Genomic DNA, 3,231 nt, shown 5'->3' with positions numbered 1-3,231 from the left:
GGGCCGGTGGCGGCTCGATCATCAACTTCACCTCGACCTCCTATCTCATCAACCACCCCGACATGCCGGCCTACACCGCCGCCAAGGCCGGCATACTCGGCCTCACCAAGGGCCTTGCCGGCAAGCTCGGCGCCGACCGCATCCGGGTCAACGCGATTGCGCCGGGCTGGGTGATCACCGAACGCCAGAAGGAGCTCTGGGTCACCGAACATGGGCTCGCCGCCCATGTCGCCAAGCAATGCATCAAGGATGTCATGCAGCCCGAGGACATCGTCGGCACGGTGCTGTTCCTGGCCTCGGATGCCTCGCGCATGCTGACCGCGCAGATGCTGATCGTCGACGGAGGCTTCCTGTGAGCGCGGCCCCTGCGGTCGCCGCGCTCGATTGGGGTACGACCAGGCTCAGGGCCTGGCTGCTCGACGACGCAGGCAAGGTGCTTGCCGAGCGTCGCGGCGACGATGGGCTGATCACCGCGCGCGAGAAAGGTTTCTCGAAGGTTCTTGAGGGCCACCTGGCCGCCATGGGGGCGCCTGAGACGCTGCCGGTCATCATCTGCGGCATGGCCGGGTCCCGTCAGGGCTGGCTGGAAGCGCCCTATGTCACCGTGCCCTCGCCTCTCGGCGCCATCCTCGCCGGCGCCGCCCGTGTTCCCGGCCAAAGCCGCGACATTCGCATCGTGCCGGGCCTTGCCCAGCGATCGGCCGATGCGCCCGACGTGATGCGCGGCGAGGAGACCCAGCTCGCCGGCGCCGGTTTGCCGGCAAAGGGCCGCCACCTCGTCTGCATGCCCGGCACCCATTCGAAATGGGTGGTCGTGGAGGACGGCGCCGTTGCCGGCTTCGGCACCTGGCCGACGGGCGAGCTGTTTTCGGTGCTGGCCGCGCATTCGATCCTGCGCCATTCGCTGGGCGAGCATCCGGCAGCGGTGGTCGCGGACAATGCCTTCTTCCGTCAATGGTGTGAACGGGCCCTGGGCGAGGGCGGTGACGTCACCTCGAAGCTGTTTGCCATCCGCGCCGCCGGCCTGCTGCAGGATCTGCAGGCCGACGATGCGGCGGCGTGCCTGTCCGGGCTGCTGCTCGGCGGCGAGATCGCTTCGGCGAAACGCCGTTATGGCGCTGGCGATGCACCTGTCGTGCTGGTCGCCTCCGGCGCGCTGGGTGTGCTGTATGCCGCCGCGCTGGGCATCGCGGACCTTGCCCTCAGAACTGTTGACGCCGATGAAGCAGTGCGTGCCGGGCTCGTCGAGGCGGCACGCGAGAACGGCATGATTGGAGCCGCCGCGTGACCCAGACAGCACCGTTTCCGAAACTCAAGCGCGGCCTCGTCGCCATCCTGCGCGGGCTGAAACCGGGCGAGGCGGTGGCGATCGGCCAGGCGATCTTCGATGCCGGTATCGAGGCGATCGAGGTGCCGCTCAATTCGCCGGAACCCTGCGTCTCGATCGCCGGCCTTGTGCAGGCGTTGCCAAAGGCAGCCCTGGTCGGCGCCGGAACTGTGCTGACGGCGGCCGATGTCGACGCCCTGCACGCAGCCGGCGGCCGGCTGCTGGTCAGCCCTAACATTGATGCCGCGGTGATGGACCGCGCTCGGACCCATGGCATGGTGACGATGCCCGGCGTGTTCACGCCGACAGAAGCCTTCCTGGCGATAAGGCTCGGCGCCTCGGCGCTGAAATTCTTCCCGGCAAGCGTGCTTGGCGCCGGCGGCATTGCGGCCGTGCGCGCGGTGCTGCCCGCCGATGTGCTGATCGGCGCCGTTGGCGGTGTGTCCGAGAAAGATTTTGCCGGCTACAAATCGGCCGGCGTCAGCGTCTTCGGCCTCGGCTCCAGCCTGTTCAAGCCCGGCATGGGCGTCGAGGAGGTGGCCGCGCGGGCTCAGGCCGCCGTTGTCGCCTGGGACGCCGCCTTTGGAGATGCATAATGAGCGACACCGTGTCGGTTTTCTCGGACCGCATCTGCCAGCTTGGCGAAGGCCCGAGCTATGACCGCGGCAGCGATGCGCTGTTCTGGTTCGACATCGTCAATGGCCTGCTGTTGGAGCAGGGCGTTGGCTCCGGCGTGCTGAAGGTGCATGATCTCGGCCTGATGGCCAGCGCGCTGGCCATCATCGATGAACAGCGCCAGCTGATCGCCACCGAAACCGGCCTCCATGTCCGCGATGTCGCGACCGGCAAGCTGACGCTGCACACCGCGATTGAGGCCGACAATCCGCTCACCCGCTCCAACGATTCGCGCGTCCACCCCTGCGGCGCCTTCTGGGTCGGAACTATGGGCAAGGACGAGGGCAAGGGCGCCGGCTCGATCTACTGGTTCTTCAAGGGCGAATTGCGCCGGCTGTTTTCCGACATCACCGTGTCGAACTCAATCTGCTTTTCCGCGGACGGAAAGATCGCCTACTACACCGACACCTCGACCGGGCTCTTGATGCGCGTCGCCTGCGATCCCGCGGCCGGGCTGCCCATAGGTGAACCAAAAGTGTTCGTCGATCACCGTTCGTCCAAGGGCTATGTCGACGGTTCCGTCATCGACCGCGACGGCGTGCTGTGGAACGCCGTCTGGGGCGGCAGGGCGGTCAAGGCCTATGCTCCGGACGGCACGCTGCTGCGCGAAATCCCGATGCCGGTGACGCAGCCCTCCTGCCCGGCCTTTGTTGGCGCGAAGGCCGACAGGCTGGTGGTGACCTCGGCGTGGAAGGGCAAGGACGAAAAGCAGCGCCAGCTCGACCCGCAGGCCGGCATGACCTTCCTGCTCGATTTCGAGGTCAAAGGCCGCTTCGAGCCGCGCGTGCTGATCGCCTGAAGCGACCGGGTCACCGGTTCGCTTTGCGGTTCGGCCCCGTTCTGTCACGCAACCGCCTGCCTTCGTCGGTTTCGCGAGAGCCAATGGCGTCAGCCGTGCGATGGTAGAGGCCGGACCGCCAAGAGCCTTTCCAATCGATGCCGCGCAACCAGCCGAGACTGATCCTCGTCCACGAGCCGGAGAAAGCCTGTTTCGACCGGCTGGTCGCCGACGGCTACCCGGCGGAGCGCGCCACCGAGATATCGTCCTACCTGGCACAGTCGACCGACCTTGCGCCGGAATTCGAGGTGCTGGCCGCTGCTTGCGAAGCGCGCGGCCTCGCCTTTGCGTCGGTCGAGCTGGATGAAGCCGCCGGCGTGCTTGCCCGCGCTGATCGGGATGCCACGCTGGTCTGGACGCTGACCGACGGCATCGCCTATTTCCGGGGCGC

The 3,231-nt window shown here is 67.3% G+C and carries 4 protein-coding genes and 1 pseudogene; all 5 read left to right on the top strand.

Annotation, left to right across the window (positions count from 1 at the left end):
• A partial coding sequence (locus tag EN742_RS29190) for an SDR family oxidoreductase (RefSeq protein ID WP_128333573.1) occupies nt 1-356 on the top strand: 356 nt, incomplete at its 5' end.
• Nucleotides 353-1,288, top strand: a complete 936-nt coding sequence (locus EN742_RS29185) for a 2-dehydro-3-deoxygalactonokinase (RefSeq protein ID WP_127422230.1) — start codon at nt 353-355, stop codon at nt 1,286-1,288. The genes EN742_RS29190 and EN742_RS29185, both read left to right, overlap by 4 nt.
• Complete coding sequence (locus EN742_RS29180) at nt 1,285-1,923, top strand: 2-dehydro-3-deoxy-6-phosphogalactonate aldolase (protein WP_126057225.1); 639 nt, start codon at nt 1,285-1,287, stop codon at nt 1,921-1,923. Before EN742_RS29185 ends, EN742_RS29180 begins: the two co-directional genes overlap by 4 nt.
• Nucleotides 1,923-2,801 carry an SMP-30/gluconolactonase/LRE family protein gene (locus tag EN742_RS29175; RefSeq protein WP_126057224.1) on the top strand — a complete coding sequence of 293 codons (879 nt, stop codon included), beginning with the start codon at nt 1,923-1,925 and terminating at the stop codon, nt 2,799-2,801. The genes EN742_RS29180 and EN742_RS29175 overlap by 1 nt, the downstream gene beginning before the upstream one ends.
• A 137-nt stretch (nt 2,802-2,938) precedes the next feature.
• Nucleotides 2,939-3,231, top strand: a pseudogene (locus EN742_RS29170) (D-alanine:D-lactate ligase-like protein); the annotation flags it as partial.

Source organism: Mesorhizobium sp. M4A.F.Ca.ET.020.02.1.1 (genome assembly GCF_004022645.1).
GTDB lineage: Bacteria > Pseudomonadota > Alphaproteobacteria > Rhizobiales > Rhizobiaceae > Mesorhizobium.
This window is presented reverse-complemented; position numbering and strand designations above follow the sequence as displayed.

Bases quoted from the DNA above. Each gene is read 5' to 3' on its own strand.
- EN742_RS29175 (WP_126057224.1), top strand. From the start codon at position 1,923: ATGAGCGACACCGTGTCGGTTTTCTCGGACCGCATCTGCCAGCTTGGC.